Origin of the sequence: Lichenihabitans psoromatis (genome assembly GCF_004323635.1) — a bacterium.
Taxonomy (GTDB): domain Bacteria; phylum Pseudomonadota; class Alphaproteobacteria; order Rhizobiales; family Beijerinckiaceae; genus Lichenihabitans; species Lichenihabitans psoromatis.
The window spans coordinates 2,904,462-2,923,447 of the sequence record NZ_CP036515.1 but is presented as its reverse complement, the minus strand read 5'-3'; the positions used below and the strand labels follow the sequence as shown (position 1 = coordinate 2,923,447).

The window sequence follows — 18,986 nt, the reverse complement described above, 5'->3', positions numbered from 1 at the left end:
TGCGCGTTGTTGCGCCGACTTTGCACCGGATCCGGGGCTAGAACAAACCCCGGCCACCCGAACCCATCGGAATCGACAGGGCAGCCGCATCAGGCCGGTCGATCCCCGGCCCGGCGAAGAAGGCTTGCCAGAGACGCTCGACCGCGGCGCGATCGAGATCCTGGCCGATGACCACAAGCCGCGTCCGATGATCCTCATCCGGCCACGCGGCGAGCCGGCGCGGCAGATGGAACATATGCTGAACACCCTGGATCAAAAGCGGGCGGGTCGGGTCGTCGGCGACGGCCGCGAGCCCCTTCACCCGCAACAGCGATGCGCCGTAAGTCGAGCGGAGCAGATCCACGAACATGTCGAAAGGCGCCGGCAGCAACGGCGCTTCCGCCGTCAAGCAGAAGGACGCGATGTGATCGTCGTGGCGGGAATGATCATGGCCGGTGTGATCGTGATCAGCATGGTCGTGAGCAGCATGGTCATGATCAGCATGGTCGTGGCCGTGATGACCATGGTGATGCTCCGGCATCTCGGTCTCGGACCCCAGCACGGCAGCGTTCCGGAACAAGCTGGCGGACAGCAATGCCGCAACCGTCGCCTCGCCGGCGGCAGCATCAAGCTGCGTCGCCAAGGGATTGAGGGCGACCAAGCGCCGTCGCAGCGACGCGAGACCAGCCGCATCCCCGCCGCAGAGGTCGGTCTTGGTCAAGACGAGGCAATCCGCGATGGCGGCCTGTTTGACCGCTTCGACATGTGCGTCGAGGGTCGCGGCTCCGTGCACCGCATCGACCAACGTGATCACGCCGTCGATGCGGTAACGCAGCATCAGATAGGGGTGCATCACGATTGCGTTGAGCACGGGCGCAGGCTCGGCCAGTCCCGTGGTTTCGATCACGACGCGGTCGAAGGGCGGCATGCGATCGTTGTCGCGGCGGCGAAGCAGATCTTCGAGCGTGGCGATCATATCGCCCCGGGCCGTGCAGCAGACACAGCCGGACGACAAGGTCAGCAAGCCGCCTTCGGATCGCTCGACGAGAAGGTGATCGATCGGGATCTCACCAAATTCGTTGATGATCACGACGGCATTCGAAAGCTCCGGCGATTGAACGAGCCGGTTGAGCAAGGTGGTTTTACCAGCGCCGAGAAACCCGGTCAGCACGGTGATCGGGAGAGGCTCTGGTGCGCCGCGGCGCGAGGGGCGCACGGCGCTTGGAGCAGCGACCGACGTCGCGGCGGCCTCGGAACTCATGCGGCTCATCCTTGTTGCCGGGCGCGACGAAGCAAATCGATCAGTGTTTCGCGGCCGTCTTCTTCTTGGCGGTCTCATGCGCTTGCTTCGTGGCTGGCTTCGTCGCTTTGACCGCCTTTACCGGCTTGGCCGGTTTCGTCTTGAACACGGCGGTTTTCCGCGTCGCGTCGCCCTTATGTTTCGGGCGCTCCGGCGGCGTGGTTTCGGTCGCGCTCGCATTGGCGACAGCCTGCGCTTTCGGCTTGGCCTCCTCGGTCGCGAATTTGGTCTTTCCCGCGCGACGTCCGCCGACCCGCAACCCAAGGCTCGGCGTCGCATGAACGAAGCGCTTGGCCGCCAGAGCGGCCGGCGCCAGCGGCGCCGCGCCCAAAAGCGCCATCGGAGCCGGCGCTGCAGCCTCGATCGCCCCCCCTGCGGTTCCGGTCTGGCCAGAGACGGGGCTCGGCCCGACAGGTGTGCCGACGGCATCGGTCGTGGCGGTCTTGACCGGCGCCGCTATTTCTTTGGCGCCACTGCCGACGGCCTGCGCGATGCGGCCCGTCCAGCCCGCAACCGGTCCGATGGTGACGCGGACGGGCTCGAAGGCGACACGGGTCGGCGAGAGATGCGAGCCCACACCCTGGTCGGGCGCTGCACCCGGGGTCGGCACGAGATCCTCGCCCTCCGCCTCCGCGATAGCGGCGCGACGGCCGCGGCCGCACATCGTGTCCCGCATATTCGGGGGCGTGTTGGCGCTACTGCTCGGCAGGCTATCGAGCGTGCCGTAATTGGCTTGAGCGCCGGCGAAGAAGCGATCGAACAACGCCGCCACCTTCTCGTTGCGTGTGCCGTTGGACGGCGCTCCCATGACAACCGTGATTAGGTGTCGGCCATTTCGGTCGGCGCTCGCCACGATGTTGTAGCCCGCCGCGCAGGTATAGCCGGTCTTCATCCCGTCGACGCCGGGGTAGCGGCCCAGCAAGCCATTGTGATTGTTGATCAGCTGATTGCCGAAGGCGAGCACGCCGATGCTGAAGAGGCCCCGTTCCTCCGGAAAGTCGTGCAATAAGGCGCGCGCGATAATTGCCATGTCGCGTGCTGAGCTCATGTGGCGATCGTCGGGAAGCCCGTTCGGGTTGACGAAATGCGACTCATGAAGCCCCAGCCGCGCACCATAAACGTTCATGTCGTCCGCAAAGGCTTCCACCGACCCCGAAACACCTTCGGCGATTGTCACCGCGACATCGTTGGGCGATTTCACCATCAACATCTTGAGTGCGTTATCGAGCGTCACCAGCGTGCCGGGCCGGAACCCCATCTTTGAGGGCGGCATAACGGCGGCGCGGGCCGACACCATCAAAGGTGTATCGAGCGTAATCCGCCCTTCCCGCACGGCGCTGAGCGCAACATAGACGGTCATCAACTTGGTGAGGGATGCGGGATACCATGGCGCCGTTGCGGCATCTTGGTAGAGAACCTGACCCGAATCGGCATCAACCACTAAGCTCGGCGCAGACGCAGAGGCCACGAGGGTCGACACCACCAGACAATATGCAGCGATCGCCGTCGGCCAGAGCTTGCGAAAAGACGCCATGCGCAACCGTATCCCTGTTGATATCCGCTGACCGACTTCACAACGATACAGAGCCACCGTCGGGCTTTCGAGACCGACCTCCGCCCGCATAACCTGATTCGGAACGGCGATTTGATGGCAGAACCGTTATTTCGTATCTCGTCGTCCGCGTCTATTCCACCATATCGAGCCGGGCAGTACACTGGATGATGCCTGCAAGCCAGCCTGTACCCGATTCTTTGCCGAACGGGCTCCCGCTCGATTGTGTCGATTCGCGCTGGACTGAAGACCAGATTGATGTGTCCCGGCTCGCCGATGCGCCGCAAAAGCTGGTGTCAGACCCTGGTGCTTCGCGTTGGTCTGAGCTGTTCGAGAGCGGGCGCGATCGTGCTGGTCGGGCCCTCGAGGGTCTGCGCCGAACCGCCCTCGACCTCGTCTATCCGCCGCATTGTATCGCCTGCGGCAGCGCAACCGAAGCCTCGAACGGTCTCTGCGGGCGTTGCTGGCGACAGATCAGCTTCATCGAGCGCCCCTTCTGTGAGCGCCTCGGTACGCCGTTCCATCAGGATTTCGGTCGCGGCCTGCAATCGCCCGAAGCCATCGCGCATCCGCCGGTGTTCCGCCGCGCCCGCGCTGTCGCCTTGTTCGACAATGGGACAGCGCGGCAGCTCGTGCATCGGCTGAAATATGGAGATCGGCTCGAGGTCGCCCGATTGATGGGTCGCTGGATTGCCCGTGCCGCGACCGAGTTGCTGGAGGATGCGCCCGTGATCGTGCCGATGCCGCTGCATCGCCGGCGATTGTGGAGCCGCCAGTTCAACCAGGCGGCCTTACTGGGCGACGAGATGGCGCGCGTGACGGGCCTGAGCTGCGACCCATTCCTCCTCGATCGCGTCAAGGCCACGGCGTCCCAAGTTCGCATGTCGCGCCGGCAGCGTGCTCTGAACGTCCAGGGCGCCTTCAAGGTGCCGCCGAGCGCGGATCTGGCCGGGCGGTGCGTTTTGCTGGTGGACGACGTCTTGACCACGGGCGCGACCGCGAATGCGGCCGCTCGGGCGCTGCTGCGCGGAGGCGCCAAGGCCGTCGACCTCGCGGTTTTCGCGCGGGTTGCGGGCACGGGCGAGATCGCCATATAGAAGTCAGTCTTTATGAGTGTTTCTCGATGTCGCCAGTCACCATTTATACGACGCGGTTCTGCCCTTACTGCGTGTCGGCCAAAGAGCTTCTCCGCAAGAAGAACGTCACCTTTTCGGAGATCGACGTCACCGGTAACCCAACAGCCCGCAAGGCGATGAGCGATGCCGCTGGTGGTCGCACCACCGTGCCGCAAATCTTCATCGGTGAACGCCACGTTGGTGGCTGCGACGACCTTTATGATCTCGACCACGCCGGGCAGCTCGATCCGCTGCTCCTGCAGGCTTCATGATCAAATATACGCTGACATGCACCAAGGGTCACGCCTTCGAGAGTTGGTTCAGGGACAGCCTCGGCTACGATGATCTCGCAGAATCGGGGCAGCTGACGTGTCCTGTCTGTGGCTCGGCCGAGGTGAGAAAAGCCGTGATGGCGCCGTCCGTGGTCCGTGGTCGCCGCGCGGGGAGCGAGCAGCAGGCGCAAGCAGGTGCTGCCGAGCCGCAGGGCGTCGTTCAACATCCGATCGCTCTCCTTGACGAGCGCGAACGCAAAGTGCGCGAGATGATGCGGGACCTGCATCGCAAGATCACGGAAAACGCCGATGACGTCGGCCGGAATTTCCCCAGCGAAGCGCGTCGCATGCATGAGGGCGAGACGCCGGTGCGATCGATTTACGGCGAGGCCACGGGCGAGGAAGTTCGCTCGCTGCTCGATGATGGGGTGCCGCTCTTGCCCATGCCGGTGCTGCCCGACGATCATCATTGACGCGTCAATCTCGCGGCTGACGTCCGCGACCGAAGCGATGGTGACGGGAGTTCATCGATGAAAACGATTACGTTTCCGGCGGGTGCGACGGTTCCGGCGCTTGGCCAGGGCACCTGGAAGGTGGGCGATCGGCGCGCCGCCCGCGATGCGGAGATCGCGACCCTCCGGCGCGGTCTGTCGCTCGGGCTGACGGTCATCGACACGGCCGAAATGTATGGCGATGGGGCGTCGGAAGAGCTGGTCGGTGCCGTCATCCGAGACTGCCGCGATGACGTCTTTCTGGTCAGCAAGGTCTATCCGCACAATGCCGGACGGCGCGCCATGGCAACCTCCTGTGAGGCCAGTCTCAAGCGCCTCGGAACCGATCGACTCGATCTTTACCTGCTGCATTGGCGCGGGGGTGTCCCCCTTGCCGAAACCGTGGACGCCGTCGAGCGGCTCGTTGCAGCCGGCAAGATCGGACGATGGGGCGTCAGCAATTTCGATGTCGACGACATGATCGACCTGTTCGCCGCCGGCGGCACGGCCTGCGCCGCTAATCAGGTGCTCTATAACGTGAGTCGGCGCGGGCCGGAACACGCACTTATTCCATGGCTGGACGAACGCCAGATCCCCGTCATGGCCTATAGCCCCGTCGAGCAAGGCCGGTTGCCGAGTTCCGGCGCCCTGAAACGCATTGCCGACCGACATAACGCATCCGTCATGCAGGTCGCTCTGGCGTTTGCGGTGCGGCTCGACAACGTGATGGCGATCCCGAAAGCCTCGACTGTCGCGCATGTCGAGGACAATCGTGGTGCGATGGACCTTGTCCTCAACAGCGATGACCTCGCCGAGATCGATGCCGCTTTTCCGCCGCCCCGGCGCAAGACGCCGCTCGACATGCTCTAAGGGGTTATCGCGTCAGACGCGAAGATCCGCCTGAGACACGTTGAAGATCGAGGCACCGGTGTAGCCGTGCCAGTGATGCTCCGGAATATTGGCCTCAATCAGAGCCGCTTCACCGAACCGGGCCGGCAAGTCGTAACGATCCGTGATCGTGAAGATCATCCCGATCGTCTGCTGCAGGAAATCCACCCCGAAGCGACGAACGTGGATCATATCGCCGAATTTGGCCTGCTTGTCGGCGATGGTGCCGTTCATCAACTCGTCGGTGAACGATCCCGGAAGGATCGGCATGCTGAACATCATTCTGCCGCCCGGCTTGAGCGCTTTTGCGAGCCGGATCAGCACGGCGGAATAATTGCACTCGATATGTTCCAGCACGTGATTGTGGACGATGAGATCATGCGTGCCAGGCGACAGCGCGAACACGTCGCGGCAGAGATCGAAGGGTTCGACGCCGAGACCCGGATAGCGCGACGGGTCGATGTCGACGGCCCGATAGCTTGCGCCACCGATCGTTTGCAACAGGGCGGACAAGCCACGCTCGGGGGCAAAATGCAGGATGTTGGATCCGTTCGCGGGGGCGAACTCCGCGATGTGCAAGGCCGCGACGCGCGTCCGTTCCAGTGAGCCGCATTGCACGCAGCGGACCTTAGGTCGCTTGGGCATGTCCGTGAAGGCCGTGCCTCCGCAAATGTTGCATCGCATTCTGGCCCGGCACCCCGATCACGCGCGAGCCTCCCGAGGTCCGCAACCGCCTCCGATGTCTCACGAGTGCGGATGCGAGACAAGCCGTCGCGCCGTCCTGTTATCGGTGCGAGCTTTACGATTTAGCTTGGGAGTTCGCACAAAAGCGTTGAAACTAAGGTCGAGAATGTGGGCGACCCAAGGGTTCGGTCGACCCAACATTGATATGGAAGCGGTTCCATCGGCCAGACGATCCGCCGCGAGGCTGTCCGATGTTGACCCGCTCTAGGAACCGGGGTTGCGAGTCATGCAGTTCGTCTATCGCCCCTGCGTGGGCATCGCTTTATTCAATCGTCAGGGGCTTGTCTTCATCGGCCGTCGCCGGAACAAGCGCACCATGGACAATGTGGCGCCCGGCTACGAATGGCAAATGCCACAGGGCGGTGTCGACATGGGTGAACAACCCCATGCGGCCGCGATTCGCGAGTTGAAGGAAGAGACGAACGTGTCGAGCGCGTCCCTGCTCGGAGAGGCGCCGCGGTGGCTCAGCTATGACCTGCCGACCGATATTTCGCGCAAGGTCATGAAGGGTCGTTTCAAGGGCCAGACGCAAAAATGGTTTGCGTTCCGGTTCGAGGGCGATGATAGCGAAATCAATATCGATCATCCCGAGGGCGGTCATAAACCGGAATTCGACGCTTGGCGGTGGGAAAGCCTCGAGCGATTGCCCGACTTGATCATCCCGTTCAAACGCGAGGTCTATGTCGCGGTCGTGGACGAGTTCAAGCGATTTGCGGCCGTGAACGTCTGAGAGAAACCGATCTCGCCCAAACCGTTGTCACGGGTCACGACCCATCAACATCCTCTCGCCACGATCGCGAGATGGCATGGGAGGCGATATGACAAAGCACAGAGCCAAGCACCGAGCGAACGTGTTGCTGACCCTGGCCGGCGCTCTTCTGCTGCTTGCCGGGGCGCCAGCGGCGCGGGCTCAAGATCGCGGGACGCTGGACCCAAAACCGCTGCCGCCGCTTACCAATCCGAACGACCCCCATGTTCCGGCCAAGCAGATCTTCGGCCGGGTCACCACGCCTGCCGATCTGCAGGCGCGATCGATCGGCTTCTATGCTCATGGCTGTCTTGCCGGGGCCGAGGCTTTGCCGATCAATGGATCGGCTTGGCAAGTCATGCGGCTATCTCGCAACCGCAATTGGGGCAATCCGGCGCTGATCGCCTTTCTCGAGCGCTTCGCCAAATCTGTGCCATCGATCAATGGCTGGCCGGGTCTCCTGGTCGGGGACGTCTCGCAGCCACGCGGCGGCCCGATGCTGACGGGCCATGCCTCGCATCAGGTCGGGCTCGACGCGGACATCTGGCTCAGCCCCATGCCGAGCCGGACGCTGTCACGCGAAGAGCGCGAGATGATGTCGGCCACCAATGTCGTGCGACCGGACGGGCTCGCTGTCGATCCCTCCAGATGGACCCCGCAGCATCTCGCGCTGATCGAGGCGGCAGCCGAACAGCCTGAGGTCGAGCGGATTTTCGTCAACCCGGCGATCAAGAAAGCCATTTGCGAGCAGGCGACCGGCGACCGTAGCTGGTTGACGAAGGTGCGCCCGATGTATGGGCACAATTACCATTTCCATGTGCGGATCAAATGCCCGGCGGGCAACAGCAGTTGCCAGTCCCAGGATCCGGTTCCGCCTGGTGAGGGCTGCGACGCGTCTCTCGCCCGTTGGTTCACGCCCGCGATCCTGCATCCACGGCTGAACCCCAACGCCAAGCCAAACCCGGGCCTCACGATGGCGCAGCTACCCGCCGCATGCAGGCAGGTGCTGGTCGCTCAATAAAACTTGGGTTGGCTTAGGCGTGGTCGCCGGCAAGCCGATCGGTCCAGGCCAAAAGCAGGCTGGAGATCACGAAGGTCAGGTGGATCACGACGCCCCAGGTCATTTCACGATCGCTGACCGCGCTCATGTTCATGAAGTAGCGCAGCAGTTGGATGCCCGAGATCGCGACGATCGAGGACATCAGCTTCAGCTTCAAGCCGCTGAAGTCGATGGTCGACATCCAGTCCGGCCAGTCCTTATGGTCGGTCGCATCGATCTTGGAGACGAAATTTTCGTAGCCCGAGAAGATCACGAGAACCAGCAGCGACCCCGTCAGCGTCAAGTCGACAATCGACAGCGTATTGAGGATGACGTCGGCCTCGGTCGCGGTCTTGAAATGGCTCCCATATTCGAAGAGCAGTTCGATCGTCTTCAGGAGCAACCCAAACAACGCAACCACGAGCGCGATGAAAAATGGCGCGAGTATCCAGCGGCTCGCGAAAATGAACCGCTCCATCATTCGCTCGATCATGACTATCCCCTCTTGTCGTCCCCCGGTCTTGAACATGATTCGGGGCCGCAACGCCAACCGTTGCGACCCCGACGAGAGACGTCTTTCAGATTAGGCCGCCGCGACCCCAACGCCGATCGGGCAACTCACGCCGGTTCCGGCCAAGCCACAATAGCCGTTCGGGTTCTTGGCTAGATATTGCTGATGATAGGTTTCGGCATAATAGAAAGCCGGAGCCTCGCGAATGTCCGTCGTGATCGGCCCGAAGTGGTCGCTCCGCGCCGACAGTGCGTCGCCGTAGGCACGGGCTGAGGCTTGCGCCTCCTGCAACTGGCCCGGCGTCGTGGTGTAGATGGCGGATCGATATTGCGTGCCGACATCATTGCCCTGCCGCATACCCTGCGTCGGATCGTGATTCTCCCAGAAAATCTTAAGGAGCTCGCCGAACGACACCTTGGCTGGATCAAATACGACCTTCACGATTTCCGTGTGCCCGGTCATGCCGGAGCACACTTCCTCGTAGGTCGGGTTCGGGGTCGTACCGCCCAGATAGCCCACTGCCGTGACCTCGACGCCCGGGCCGGCCTCCCAAAACAAGCGCTCGGCACCCCAGAAACACCCGAGGCCGAAATAGACCGTTTCGGCCGAGGCGCCGTAAGGCCCCTTGAGCGGCTTGCGATTGACATGATGCACGTCCGCTGTCGGGACCGCGCTTGCGCGGCCTGGCAGCGCTTCGTCAGCGGTCGGGAGCGATGGACGCTTGCGGAATGAAAACATCGATAGGCCTCCTCAAAGAGACAAAATGGCTCTGAGCGTCATGTAAGGCGCGCGAGCCTCGCCGTTAAGGCCGACCCGAGCCAATTCCTGACAACCGAGGCGCCTGCCGACCGGTCTCTCGCCCGCTGCCTCAGCGTGTGAGGACGCCCACCGCCGCTCGGCGTGGCCGTCCAGCAAGAATCAGAACCACCCCGACGGCGGCGGCCAGAAGCGCGGTTGGCAGCGGAAACAAGACGGCCGACAGCAGGTGCCGAAGCGCCAGGGTCCCCCAACCCTGGAGATCACCCTGGATCGTCGGCGACAGATTCGGCCAGAGCGCGTCGATCGATTGCCCAAGCGTCGTGATCGACAGGCGCTCGGCCGCGATCGACCGCGTTCCATCGACCACGAGCGCCGCGAAACCAAATGACAGACTCACGACCCCACCGATCCGCAAGATCACACGAAGCAAAGACGCGTCTCCCCTGCCGCTACCGACCGACACGCGGGCGAGCCGTGCGTCAGCTGCGCGTGCACCAGATATCGCACCATCGTTCGGAATTTTCCCGCAATTTTGTCAAAGGTGCGGTTGCGCCCCGCGCGTTCCTGACTATAGTCCGCCGCTCTGCGAGGCGCCGTCCGAGGATCGTGCATCGCTGGTTTGGAGGGGTGGCCGAGCGGTTGAAGGCGCACGCCTGGAAAGTGTGTATGCGGGAAACCGTATCGCGGGTTCGAATCCCGCTCCCTCCGCCAGAACCTTACCTTAACTGCCTCATCTTACTGCCTTTTGTTGAAGGGTAAGAGGAGATCGCCCTCATTAAAGCCCACATTTTGTCTGGCTGTTGTTGCACACGATCGCACGCTGTTGGATAACGGCGCTCGAGGAAGTGACCGTTTCAGAACGAACGTAAAACGTGTGAAAAGATGCCAGTGTCGCCTCAAACTGCTCTGATACGGCCGATTGACAGCTCCTTTAGGCCATTTGCTAACATTTGGCCGCAATAAAAATACGCCGGCGTGATCCACTGCCGCAAACGCTTCTAATATCCAATCAGCCTGCGAGACTAACCGACTTGGTGTTTGGACGGGCGGGAACACCCCACGACTCAGGGCCGCAATTCGCCTGCTGAATCAGCACCAATCTAGCTTGGCCGCCTGCGAGTCCAAGGCTTGCTCCGCTGCATCCACCAGCAATCTGCCGACCGCAATCTCGAGGGTGCGATCTGGAGTTGCAAACCAGGGCAAGGTGCGGGCGCTCGAGGTCAGACAGCGTGAGCGAGAAGGCCTTGGTTTCGCTCAGACTGGAACGGAACAGTTTTGCGAACAAGCTCTCTGGGATCGCCACAACGTCTTGGGAGAGTGAGGAAGCGTTGGCGGCATATCTCATGGCAGGACTCAGAGCTAGCGATAACGTCAACGAGCCCGAATGAAGATAGTTAATCGAATCTTTCGAGCTCGTTCGTAGGCGATGGCAAGTCCCTGGCATCCGGCTCGTCACCGCGGATCCGCTGGCCCATGTGGCCTGCACTGGCATCCTGCTTACGCAAAAGAGCCTCAATGTCCGTCGGAGAAGTTGGACGTCCGAAAAGATATCCCTGTGCCTCATCGCACCCATTGTCTCGGAGTATGTCACGCTGAGCTTCCGTTTCAACGCCTTCGGCGATGACGCGCATCCCCAGCTTACGGCCCATCGAAATAATCGCTGCAGCGATGGTTCGGTCATCCTGCCGCCCGTCAAGTTCATGAACGAAGGACTTATCGAGCTTCAAACGGGTCACCGGGAACCTTCTCAGGGCACTCAGGCTCGAATAGCCGGTCCCGAAATCGTCAATCGACATTTGGACACCTGCATTTCGAAGCCGGCCCATTGCGGTCGCAGCTGCCTCCACGTTGCCCATGACCATGCTCTCGGTGAGTTCGAGCTCAAGGTATCTTGGGTCCAGGCCAGAGACTCGCAACGCCTCTGACACCGAGCTGCTCCACCTATCGTCGTTGAATTGCCGCGCCGAAACGTTCACCGCAATGGTTATGTGAGGAAGCCCGCGGCTCTGCCAATGTTTGTTTTGCGCGCACGCCGTTTGCAGCACCCAATGACCGATAGGGACGATTAGACCACTTTCCTCAGCGACTGAGATGAAACGATCAGGGCTGACGACGCCTAGTTCCGGGCTATTCCATCTTAAGAGCGCCTCGACTCCAAAAATGTAGCCAGTTTCTAAGTCGATCTGAGGCTGATAGACAAGAAAGAACTCGTCTCTGTCGAGAGCTTGTTGCAGCTGGTGTCGGAGATAAGATCTTTCTGACCGGTCGACACTCATGCTCATGTCGTATCGAGTCAGTGTGTTACGCCCGGAATTTTTGCCGCTGTACATGGCAATATCAGCGTTTGCAATCAATGTGATGGCGGTCTCGCCGTCAATCGGATAACGGGCGAGCCCCATGCTACAGCTGACGCTGATATTTCGACCGCCGATAATAATTGGTTGCGCAATTGCGGACCTGATTTGCTCCAGCATCTCGGCAGCGGCATTGAAGCTGGTGGAGGACAGGATTAGAACGAACTCGTCCCCGCCGAGGCGGATGATTTGGCCGGAACTCGCCACGACATGGCGCATCCGAAAGGCAACCGTTTGAAGCAGTTTGTCGCCGGCTACATGGCCAAGATCATCATTGACTAGTTTAAAGTTATCGAGATCGACAAAGGCGACACAAAGAGAGTTAACGTCTGAAACTTTCTTGATCGCGTTGTCGATTAAGGCTTCCATTAAAGTTCGGTTGGGCAAACCTGTTAGGCTGTCGTAGTGAGCAGCTCTGTACAAAAGATCCTGCGATCTTTGACGCTCGATAGCGATGCTCGCAATTCGCGTGCTAAATTCCGACAGTGCGAGTTCTTTTAGGTTCGGGTGACGCACATCTGCCGAGTACATCGCGAAAGTACCGAGGACCTCGTCGTCGTGCGAGATAATTGGCGTGGACCAGCATGATCTCAGACCAAAAAGTGCAGCGGACGCTGCGAAGTCTGCCCAGCGCTTATCCTTGGTGATGTCAGAAGTGACGACCGCCTGCTTCGAAAACGCGGCAGTTCCACACGAGCCAACTGCGGGCCCAATCTTGACGCCGTCGATAGCTCGCCAAAACCCCTCGGGAAGCTTCGGTGCCGCGCCGTGATGGAGGCATAGCGTCCCTGGATCGAGGATCAAGACAGATCCAGTGATGCCGACCAGCTGTGATTCGATGAAAAGGATTATTCGCGTCAAGATCTCCTGAAGAGGAGCATTTCGCGCGATCATCTCAATAATCGAGCCTTGTTCCTGATTGATAGACTCGAATTGCTTACGCTCAGTGATATCGCGGCCAATACCAGCTAAGCCGACGATAGCGCTGTCCGGATCGCGCAGCGGGATTTTGGTAGTAGAATACCATCGATCTTCGCCGAAGCTGTTCTTGAATGTCTCTTCAAGACTCATCATCGGAACACCCTGCAACATCACAGCCTGTTCGATCTGGTAGAATTGCTGTGCAGGTTCAAAGGAATGAAGGTCGAAATCCGTCATACCAACCAATTCGGTTCCACTCTCAAACCCATATGAAACGGCAATCGCGCGATTTGCAAACAGAAAGCGACTATTCTTATCCTTGATAAACAGCAGGTCCGGAATTTGGTCTATCAGAGCCCTAAGGTGGGGTGGTTCAAGTGATCTGCTGATATCGCCGGCACTCTTGTCAGAACTCGAAACCTCATTGACAACGCTGGAGACGGCCTGCGAATCGACGACTCGGTCTGTATCAAGTGCGAGCAAATCAACATTTCGTCTCAAATTGCACCTTCGACGACTTTTTCTACTTAAGAGAAGACCGTATCGCAATTTCTTATCGAACCCTTACGAACAACCTAGGACATTTGGCCGCATGTCAAACTTAGACGATGGCGGCCAAAGGCGCCAACACGCGTAAAAGAGCGGAAATTGGCTCCAGAATGATCAATTGACAGCTCTATTGCGCCATTTGCTAGCATTTGGCCGGCCGCAAACCGCGCCGTCGTGAGCCGAAACCAGCCTCTTGCACGATCTTACCCCGACCGTGATCCGGCGCATCGCAGCGGTCTGCGAGCTTGCCGCGCCCCGCTCCATGCTGGCCGACCTCGACCAGCACTTTGATCAATCAGGTTTGCGCAGCGCGGTGTCTCGGCATGACACGCCAGCCCTGTTCGACTGGTTGATCCGGGTCGTCAGCTTGCAAGGTGATCGGCCCCCATCGGGTGGTCCGGGTTGATTGTTAGTTCATGGTCGGCCTGGGCGCCACCCTGAGCATGGCCGGCGGAGATGGTCGGGGTTTCGCAGCCGGCCATGCGGCGAAGGCGGGCACGAAGACCTCCGGCGCCGGGGGCTTGTAGCCGATTGATCCGTGCGGGCGCACAGTATTGTAATGCCTTCTCCAGCTTTCGATGATGACCTGAGCTTCCTTGAGCGAGTAGAAGATCTCTCCGTCGAGCAGCTCGTCTCGGAAGCGAGCGTTGAACGACTCGACGTAGCCGTTCTCCCACGGGCTGCCTGGGGCAATATAGGCGGTCTTTGCTCCAACCGCCGTGATCCAGTCTTGCACAGCCTGGGCGATGAACTCGGGGCCGTTGTCCGAACGGATGTGACCAGGCACGCCGCGCAGGATGAACAGGTCGGACAGAACGTCAATGACGTCGGTCGAGTTGAGCTTGCGCGCGACCCGGATGGCCAGGCACTCCCGGGTGAACTCGTCGACGACATTGAGGGTCCTGAACTTGCGGCCGTCATGCGTGCGATCCTCGACAAAGTCGTACGACCAGACGTGATCGCGGTGCTCGGGCCGGAGGCGAATGCAGGAGCCGTCGTTGAGCCAGAGACGTCCCTTCTTCGGCTGCTTGGCCGGCACCTTCAGCCCTTCGCATCGCCAGATGCGCTCGACCCGCTTGTCGTTTACCAGCCACCCGGCATCGCGCAGCAACGCCGCGATCTTGCGATAGCCGTAGCGGCCGTACTGCCGCGCCAGCTCGATGATGTCGCCCGTCAACGCCTCTTCGTCGTCAAAGCCCCGCGGCGCCTTGCGCTGCGTCGAGCGGTGCTGACCGAGCGCCGCACAGACGCGGCGCTCGGAGACAGGCAAATGCTGTCGCACATGCTCGATGCAGACGCGCCGGCGCGCGGGGCTCAGAAGTTTCCCGAGGCCGCCTCCTTCAGAATCAGCTTGTCGAGCGTGAGGTCGGCGATCGCCTTGCGAAGCCGCATGTTCTCCGTCTCCAGCTCCTTCAGGCGCTTGACCTGGTCAAGCTTCAAGCCGCCGAACTCCTTCCGCCACCGGTAGTAGGTGACCTCGGTCACCCCGATCGAGCGAACCGAGTCCGCAACGGTCTTCCCCTGTGAGACCAACACGTCGACCTGACGCAGCTTGCTCACGATCTCTTCAGGCTTCGGTCGTCTTCCCATCGATCCATCCTCCAGGCTCGAAAGCCATACATCGGGATGGACCACTTCAAGGGGGGACGATCAGTTCCGCCCCTGCAGAAGCGGGTCGTTGGTGAAGTCGATGCCGGGAACCACATGCGTCGTGCAAAAAGCGACTTGCTCGGTTTCGGCAAAGTAGTTGTCCGGGTTTCGGTCGAGTACCATACGCCCGATGACGCGCAGCGGGATGACCTCCTCCGGGATAAGCTTGGTCGCGTCCAGGACGTCGAAGTCAAAGCTCGTCGCAAAATCCTCGTCGAACAACTGCACGGCCAGTTCCCATTCCGGGAAGCTGCCAGTGTCGATGGCATTCCAAAGGTCGCGGCGATGGAAGTCGGGATCCCCACCACTGATCTTGAGGGCCTCGTCCCAGACAACCGACTGCATGCCGAGCTTCGGCCGCCAGTGGAACTTGACGTAGGTTGACTGACCCGCCTCGTTGACGAGCCGGAAGCTGTGGACGCCGAAGCCCTCCATCATGCGAAACGAGCGCGGGATCGCCCGATCGGACATGATCCACATCAGCATGTGCGTGCTCTCCGGCGAGAGCGATGCCCAATCCCAGAAGGTATCGTGGGCGGTTTGTGCTTGCGGGAAGCCGCGATCCGGCTCCTGCTTGGCAGCGTGGATCAGATCGGGGAACTTGATCGCGTCGTGGATGAAGAACACCGGTATGTTGTTGCCGACGAGATCCCAGTTGCCCTCTTGCGTGTAGAACTTAACCGCAAAGCCACGCACGTCGCGCGCGGTGTCGGCCGAGCCCATATTGCCACCAACTGTCGAGAAGCGGGTGAAGAGGGGCGTCTTGACGCCGACTTCGCCGAGGATCTTGGCCTTGCTGAATTCCGCCAGCGAGTCCGTCAACTCGAAGAAGCCGTGCGCCGCGGCTCCCCGGGCGTGGACGACGCGCTCCGGAATCCGTTCATGATTGAAGTGGTTCAGCTTCTCGATGAGGGCGAAGTCTTCGAGCAGGACAGGACCACGCTCCCCGATCTTCAACGAATTCTCATCATCGGCGATCACGCCACCCTGGTTGGTGGTCATAGGGGGATGCGTGCCATGTGCCGTTTGATGCAGCTCGCCACCGCTGCCGACAAGTTCCGAGATCGCTGTGGCAGATGCATGAGGTGTCTTGTGTTTTGCCATAGGAAAGCCTCGTGTGAGTATCTGGTCGATGCCGACTGAGCGCCGCGCGGTAAGCCACGGGATGCAACCGGTCGTTGAGTGCGCTGACGTCAAGCACATCGTCGGTTTGTAGGTCGCTTCAGATTTGCTCTGGTGAGTGCCGTCTTTACGTGTCAGCGGCTTCATGGTTCCGCGGTGATTGACTAGCGTTGGTTTCCGACGGAAGCGCTTGGCGCGAGGTCGACCCCACGATGGCGTCGTGGTCGTTTCTGCAAGGGGGTCCATCGGGATATTACCTGCGTCTTACGACGCGCCAGGCGCTATCCGACCCTGCTGAGAGCTGTGCGGTGAGGTCGCAGGTCGCCATCGGGACCTGAACACGCGCGTCTTGAGTTCGGGCTCCGGCACCACTGCCAAATCATCGAGGACCTCGATCATGAACGTTAAATTTGTATGTGGCGTGGCAGCATTGACTGCAGTTCTGGCCTCCCCCGCATTGGCGCAGGGCGCGACTCCGGCCCCGGACTTTGCAATGAAGGCGTCGGTTGGAAATACCTTTGAAGTCGCCGAGTCAAAGCTTGCCCTCAAACAGGGCGCGAGCCCAAAGGTCAAAGCATTCGCCCGTAAGATGATCAAGGATCATGACATGGCGGAGAAGAAACTCCAGACCGCAGCCAAAGGGTCGGGCGCGACGGTCGCGATGTCGCTCGACGATCAGCACCAGGCTCTGGTGACGGCACTCCAAGCCAAGACCGGTGCGGATTTTGACAAGGCTTACGTGGCCGACCAGATCCAGGCGCATCAGGACACGGCTGCGCTCCTCGCGAGCTACAAGGATGCAGGGGACGACTCAAAGCTGAAGACCTGGGCCACAAAGACACTCCCGACTGTCAACATGCACCTGAAAATGGCGGAGGCCATGTCCAGCATGTGAGACTTGATGATCCGGAGCAGGCCATCGGGCAATGCTCCGGGTCCCCTGTGCACGGTCTGAGTCGCCTTCCTCTAGATAAACTCTCCTTAATCGAAGGACAAAAATCAGGCTGAATTATTATAACTACCTCGTTGCTTTATCAAAACGTCCCAATATGAATATTCGTTACACAAGCCTGTCGGCTGTATAAACTCGTCAGGTCGACATCTTACAGTGTCAGGTCACCCTTCCCCAAGTTGTCGATTGCGTTCTGCGAGTTCTGCGTCGTCGGCGGGGAACATCATAGCCATGCCTGATGTCGCGGCCCTGTCTTGGACGTCGTCGACGAACGGATGCAGTTTGTCATGATACTCGCCGAAGGCTGCTTCGTGGTCGTGACCATGCCGCAGCAACGCATCCGCCAGACCCGCCGCACCAATCAGCGCTATAGACCCACCCATGCCGGCGAGCGGCGACACGCAATAACCCGCATCGCCGACCAGAGCCACTCGCCCCTTTGACCATGTCGGCATCCGAATTTGGTTAATCTGGTCGAAGTAGAAGTGCTCGTCGGCATCGAGGTGGCGGAGCATGGCCGGGACTTTCCAGCCGCGACTGTCGAAGTGGCGATGGATCATCGCGCGTTGGTGCGCTCGATCGCGATGGTCGTATTCAATCTTGGCAGCGCTTCGAAATCCAAAGCCTAAGTCAGTACGGTCTTCGTAGCCGTTGAGCATGACCATCAACCCAGGAGAGCTAAAGATCTGTGACACATTTGGCGGAAGCAATTCGGTGTCCGGCACGACCTTGAGACAGAAATAGCCTCCCATGAAGTAGGAAAAATCGGCATCTCCAAACGCCAATCGTCGGGTGCGCGAGCGATTGCCGTCACATCCGAATACGAGCGCATAGTCGTGCCGCGAGCCGTCATCGAATGTCACCGCTACACCATCTGACTTGTTTGCCAGCTCGCGGACCGATTGGCCGAACATGATACCGACGGAGCCCTCGATGGCCGCGAACAGGATATCCAGAAGATCGTCGCGGTGGATCTCGTAGCGCTCGTCTTTCGCGTCCTGCTGGGCTGCCATGACGCCGATCGTGCCGTCGTCTTCGCTCTTGAACTCCATGGTGCGGGGCGGCAGCACCTTGGCCCGGACCGCGTCAAGCAACCCCATGCGTGCAAGGATGCCGATTGTGTCACCCTCGATGTCAACGGGCGTGCCGCCTCGGCGCAGCCCACGCGCAATCTCGACCACAGTCACCTGATAGCCAAGTTGCGCAAGCCAAAAGGCTGTCGCAAGGCCTGCGAAGCTCGCGCCACAAACCAGAACCTGCCTACCGACAGGCACGGCCAGCTCGACACTCACCTGACGTACTTCCATTTCACTGCCCCAATCGACTACATACACTCGGTAGACTGTAAACGTATATGTACTGAGTATACATTTAAAGCAAGGCTCAATGGAAACGTCTCCCGATCGACGGACCCGCAAACGGCTCGCCACACGTCAGAGTATTTCGGATGTTGCCACTCGGCTGTTCATCGAGCGTGGTTTCGACGCTGTGACAGTGGACGAGATCGCTGAAGCCGCTGACGTCGGTCGGATGACCGTGTTCAACCACTTCCCGCGGAAGGAGGACATGTTCTTCGACCAAGACCAGGAGGCGCGGGACGCGCTTCTGTCCGCCGTGCGGATGAAGAACCAGGATATGACTGCAATCGAGGCGCTACGACGGTTAGCGCACCGGTGGGTCGAAGAGGATCGCTCCTACATTCGCTTCTTCGGAGGCAGCCGTCGCTTCGTCGAGGCCGTCGGAGCCAGCGAGGCGTTGAAAGCACGCGCACGGGCGATCCGTGACGAGGTTGTGCGAGCCTTAACGGCAGCGTTGGCCGAGACCGTCAATCGACCTGCAAGCGATCCCGATGCGTATCTCGCCGCGAGTCTTTTGCTAGCGACCTGGACCGTTGCATTCATCGAGGCGCACGCTGCCTTTCGAATTCATGGAGACAGCGCAGCCGCGAAAACAAGCTTCTTGGCTATCATCGACAAGGGATCGGGAGGGCTTGTCGCAGCCTTATCAGATACGCCTTACGCGTAGCGACTTGATTTGCTC

17 protein-coding genes, 1 tRNA gene and 2 pseudogenes are annotated in these 18,986 nt (G+C 60.4%); 10 read left to right on the top strand and 10 right to left on the bottom strand.

Annotated elements, in window-relative coordinates; genetic code table 11:
- Nucleotides 1-37: 37 nt before the first annotated feature.
- Together EY713_RS13565 and EY713_RS23345 are read right to left on the bottom strand one after the other, a co-directional pair.
- Complete coding sequence (locus EY713_RS13565; RefSeq protein WP_131115645.1) at nt 38-1,240, bottom strand: CobW family GTP-binding protein; 1,203 nt, start codon at nt 1,238-1,240, stop codon at nt 38-40.
- A 40-nt stretch (nt 1,241-1,280) separates the two neighbouring features.
- Nucleotides 1,281-2,813 (bottom strand): serine hydrolase, encoded by a 1,533-nt coding sequence (locus EY713_RS23345; RefSeq protein ID WP_165491133.1) that lies wholly within the window; start codon nt 2,811-2,813, stop codon nt 1,281-1,283.
- A gap of 344 nt (nt 2,814-3,157) precedes the next feature.
- Between EY713_RS23345 and EY713_RS13555 the strand changes: the two genes are divergently transcribed.
- The 4 genes from EY713_RS13555 to EY713_RS13540 are packed head-to-tail and all read left to right on the top strand — an operon-like array spanning nt 3,158 to nt 5,579.
- Nucleotides 3,158-3,928: a ComF family protein gene (locus tag EY713_RS13555; protein WP_131194384.1), complete on the top strand. Its 771-nt coding sequence runs from the start codon at nt 3,158-3,160 to the stop codon at nt 3,926-3,928.
- 26 nt (nt 3,929-3,954) lie between these two features.
- Nucleotides 3,955-4,218: a glutaredoxin 3 gene (grxC, locus tag EY713_RS13550; protein WP_131115640.1), complete on the top strand. Its 264-nt coding sequence runs from the start codon at nt 3,955-3,957 to the stop codon at nt 4,216-4,218.
- The gene (locus tag EY713_RS13545; protein ID WP_131115638.1) at nt 4,215-4,691 is read left to right on the top strand and encodes a DUF1178 family protein; all 477 of its coding nucleotides are present in this window, start codon (nt 4,215-4,217) and stop codon (nt 4,689-4,691) included. Before grxC ends, EY713_RS13545 begins: the two co-directional genes overlap by 4 nt.
- A 57-nt stretch (nt 4,692-4,748) precedes the next feature.
- Complete coding sequence (locus EY713_RS13540; protein ID WP_131115636.1) at nt 4,749-5,579, top strand: aldo/keto reductase; 831 nt, start codon at nt 4,749-4,751, stop codon at nt 5,577-5,579.
- 12 nt (nt 5,580-5,591) lie between these two features.
- Here the strand turns inward: EY713_RS13540 and EY713_RS13535 are convergent, their stop codons facing one another.
- A complete protein-coding gene (locus tag EY713_RS13535) occupies nt 5,592-6,242 on the bottom strand; it encodes a class I SAM-dependent methyltransferase (RefSeq protein WP_165491132.1) in 651 nt (216 codons plus the stop codon).
- 325 nt (nt 6,243-6,567) lie between these two features.
- Between EY713_RS13535 and EY713_RS13530 the strand changes: the two genes are divergently transcribed.
- Complete coding sequence (locus EY713_RS13530; protein ID WP_131119711.1) at nt 6,568-7,071, top strand: RNA pyrophosphohydrolase; 504 nt, start codon at nt 6,568-6,570, stop codon at nt 7,069-7,071.
- Nucleotides 7,072-7,159: 88 nt separating this feature from the next.
- A complete protein-coding gene (gene mepA / locus EY713_RS13525) occupies nt 7,160-8,110 on the top strand; it encodes a penicillin-insensitive murein endopeptidase (protein ID WP_131115632.1) in 951 nt (316 codons plus the stop codon).
- Nucleotides 8,111-8,123: 13 nt separating this feature from the next.
- On the opposite strand, the gene EY713_RS13520 is transcribed toward mepA, so the two are convergent.
- The 3 genes from EY713_RS13520 to EY713_RS13510 form a co-directional block, all read right to left on the bottom strand.
- Nucleotides 8,124-8,621, bottom strand: a complete 498-nt coding sequence (locus EY713_RS13520; protein WP_131115630.1) for a TIGR00645 family protein — start codon at nt 8,619-8,621, stop codon at nt 8,124-8,126.
- 90 nt (nt 8,622-8,711) lie between these two features.
- Nucleotides 8,712-9,377 (bottom strand): peptide-methionine (S)-S-oxide reductase MsrA, encoded by a 666-nt coding sequence (msrA, locus tag EY713_RS13515; RefSeq protein WP_131115628.1) that lies wholly within the window; start codon nt 9,375-9,377, stop codon nt 8,712-8,714.
- A 130-nt stretch (nt 9,378-9,507) separates the two neighbouring features.
- On the bottom strand, nt 9,508-9,795 hold the full coding sequence (locus tag EY713_RS13510; RefSeq protein WP_131115626.1) for a PetM family of cytochrome b6f complex subunit 7: 288 nt from the start codon (nt 9,793-9,795) through the stop codon (nt 9,508-9,510).
- Between the two features lie 224 nt (nt 9,796-10,019).
- Between EY713_RS13510 and EY713_RS13505 the strand changes: the two genes are divergently transcribed.
- Nucleotides 10,020-10,109 (top strand) — tRNA-Ser (locus tag EY713_RS13505).
- 683 nt (nt 10,110-10,792) lie between these two features.
- Here the strand turns inward: EY713_RS13505 and EY713_RS13500 are convergent.
- The 3 genes and pseudogenes from EY713_RS13500 to katE all read right to left on the bottom strand — a co-directional run.
- Nucleotides 10,793-13,156 carry a sensor domain-containing protein gene (locus tag EY713_RS13500; protein ID WP_165491131.1) on the bottom strand — a complete coding sequence of 788 codons (2,364 nt, stop codon included), beginning with the start codon at nt 13,154-13,156 and terminating at the stop codon, nt 10,793-10,795.
- Nucleotides 13,157-13,631: 475 nt separating this feature from the next.
- A protein-coding gene (locus tag EY713_RS13495; protein WP_131113674.1) for an IS3 family transposase occupies nt 13,632-14,812 on the bottom strand; the annotation gives its coding sequence in 2 pieces (ribosomal slippage) (nt 13,632-14,551 and nt 14,551-14,812; 1,182 coding nt in all).
- A gap of 63 nt (nt 14,813-14,875) precedes the next feature.
- A pseudogene (katE, locus tag EY713_RS13490) lies at nt 14,876-15,976 on the bottom strand (catalase); the annotation flags it as partial.
- Nucleotides 15,977-16,391: 415 nt separating this feature from the next.
- On the opposite strand from katE, the gene EY713_RS13485 reads away from it, so the two are divergent.
- Entirely contained in the window at nt 16,392-16,889 is a 498-nt protein-coding gene (locus tag EY713_RS13485; protein WP_131115622.1) for a DUF4142 domain-containing protein, read from the top strand.
- Between the two features lie 221 nt (nt 16,890-17,110).
- Here EY713_RS13485 and EY713_RS13480 read toward each other — a convergent pair whose 3' ends face one another.
- Nucleotides 17,111-18,253 carry an FAD-dependent monooxygenase gene (locus tag EY713_RS13480; protein ID WP_131115620.1) on the bottom strand — a complete coding sequence of 381 codons (1,143 nt, stop codon included), beginning with the start codon at nt 18,251-18,253 and terminating at the stop codon, nt 17,111-17,113.
- Nucleotides 18,254-18,332: 79 nt separating this feature from the next.
- On the opposite strand from EY713_RS13480, the pseudogene EY713_RS23430 reads away from it, so the two are divergent.
- Nucleotides 18,333-18,458 (top strand): annotated as a pseudogene (locus EY713_RS23430) (TetR family transcriptional regulator); the annotation flags it as partial.
- Nucleotides 18,459-18,476: 18 nt separating this feature from the next.
- Nucleotides 18,477-18,971 carry a TetR/AcrR family transcriptional regulator gene (locus EY713_RS13475; protein ID WP_342635996.1) on the top strand — a complete coding sequence of 165 codons (495 nt, stop codon included), beginning with the start codon at nt 18,477-18,479 and terminating at the stop codon, nt 18,969-18,971.
- The last annotated feature ends 15 nt before the right edge of the window (nt 18,972-18,986 follow it).

Bases quoted from the DNA above. Each gene is read 5' to 3' on its own strand.
- EY713_RS13530 (WP_131119711.1), top strand. From the start codon at position 6,568: ATGCAGTTCGTCTATCGCCCCTGCGTGGGCATCGCTTTATTCAATCGT.
- mepA (WP_131115632.1), top strand. From the start codon at position 7,160: ATGACAAAGCACAGAGCCAAGCACCGAGCGAACGTGTTGCTGACCCTG.
- EY713_RS23345 (WP_165491133.1), bottom strand. From the start codon at position 2,813: ATGGCGTCTTTTCGCAAGCTCTGGCCGACGGCGATCGCTGCATATTGT.
- EY713_RS13485 (WP_131115622.1), top strand. From the start codon at position 16,392: ATGAACGTTAAATTTGTATGTGGCGTGGCAGCATTGACTGCAGTTCTG.
- msrA (WP_131115628.1), bottom strand. From the start codon at position 9,377: ATGTTTTCATTCCGCAAGCGTCCATCGCTCCCGACCGCTGACGAAGCG.
- EY713_RS13565 (WP_131115645.1), bottom strand. From the start codon at position 1,240: ATGAGTTCCGAGGCCGCCGCGACGTCGGTCGCTGCTCCAAGCGCCGTG.
- EY713_RS13545 (WP_131115638.1), top strand. From the start codon at position 4,215: ATGATCAAATATACGCTGACATGCACCAAGGGTCACGCCTTCGAGAGT.
- EY713_RS13475 (WP_342635996.1), top strand. From the start codon at position 18,477: ATGACCGTGTTCAACCACTTCCCGCGGAAGGAGGACATGTTCTTCGAC.
- EY713_RS13520 (WP_131115630.1), bottom strand. From the start codon at position 8,621: ATGATCGAGCGAATGATGGAGCGGTTCATTTTCGCGAGCCGCTGGATA.
- EY713_RS13540 (WP_131115636.1), top strand. From the start codon at position 4,749: ATGAAAACGATTACGTTTCCGGCGGGTGCGACGGTTCCGGCGCTTGGC.
- EY713_RS13535 (WP_165491132.1), bottom strand. From the start codon at position 6,242: ATGCCCAAGCGACCTAAGGTCCGCTGCGTGCAATGCGGCTCACTGGAA.
- grxC (WP_131115640.1), top strand. From the start codon at position 3,955: ATGTCGCCAGTCACCATTTATACGACGCGGTTCTGCCCTTACTGCGTG.
- EY713_RS13480 (WP_131115620.1), bottom strand. From the start codon at position 18,253: ATGGAAGTACGTCAGGTGAGTGTCGAGCTGGCCGTGCCTGTCGGTAGG.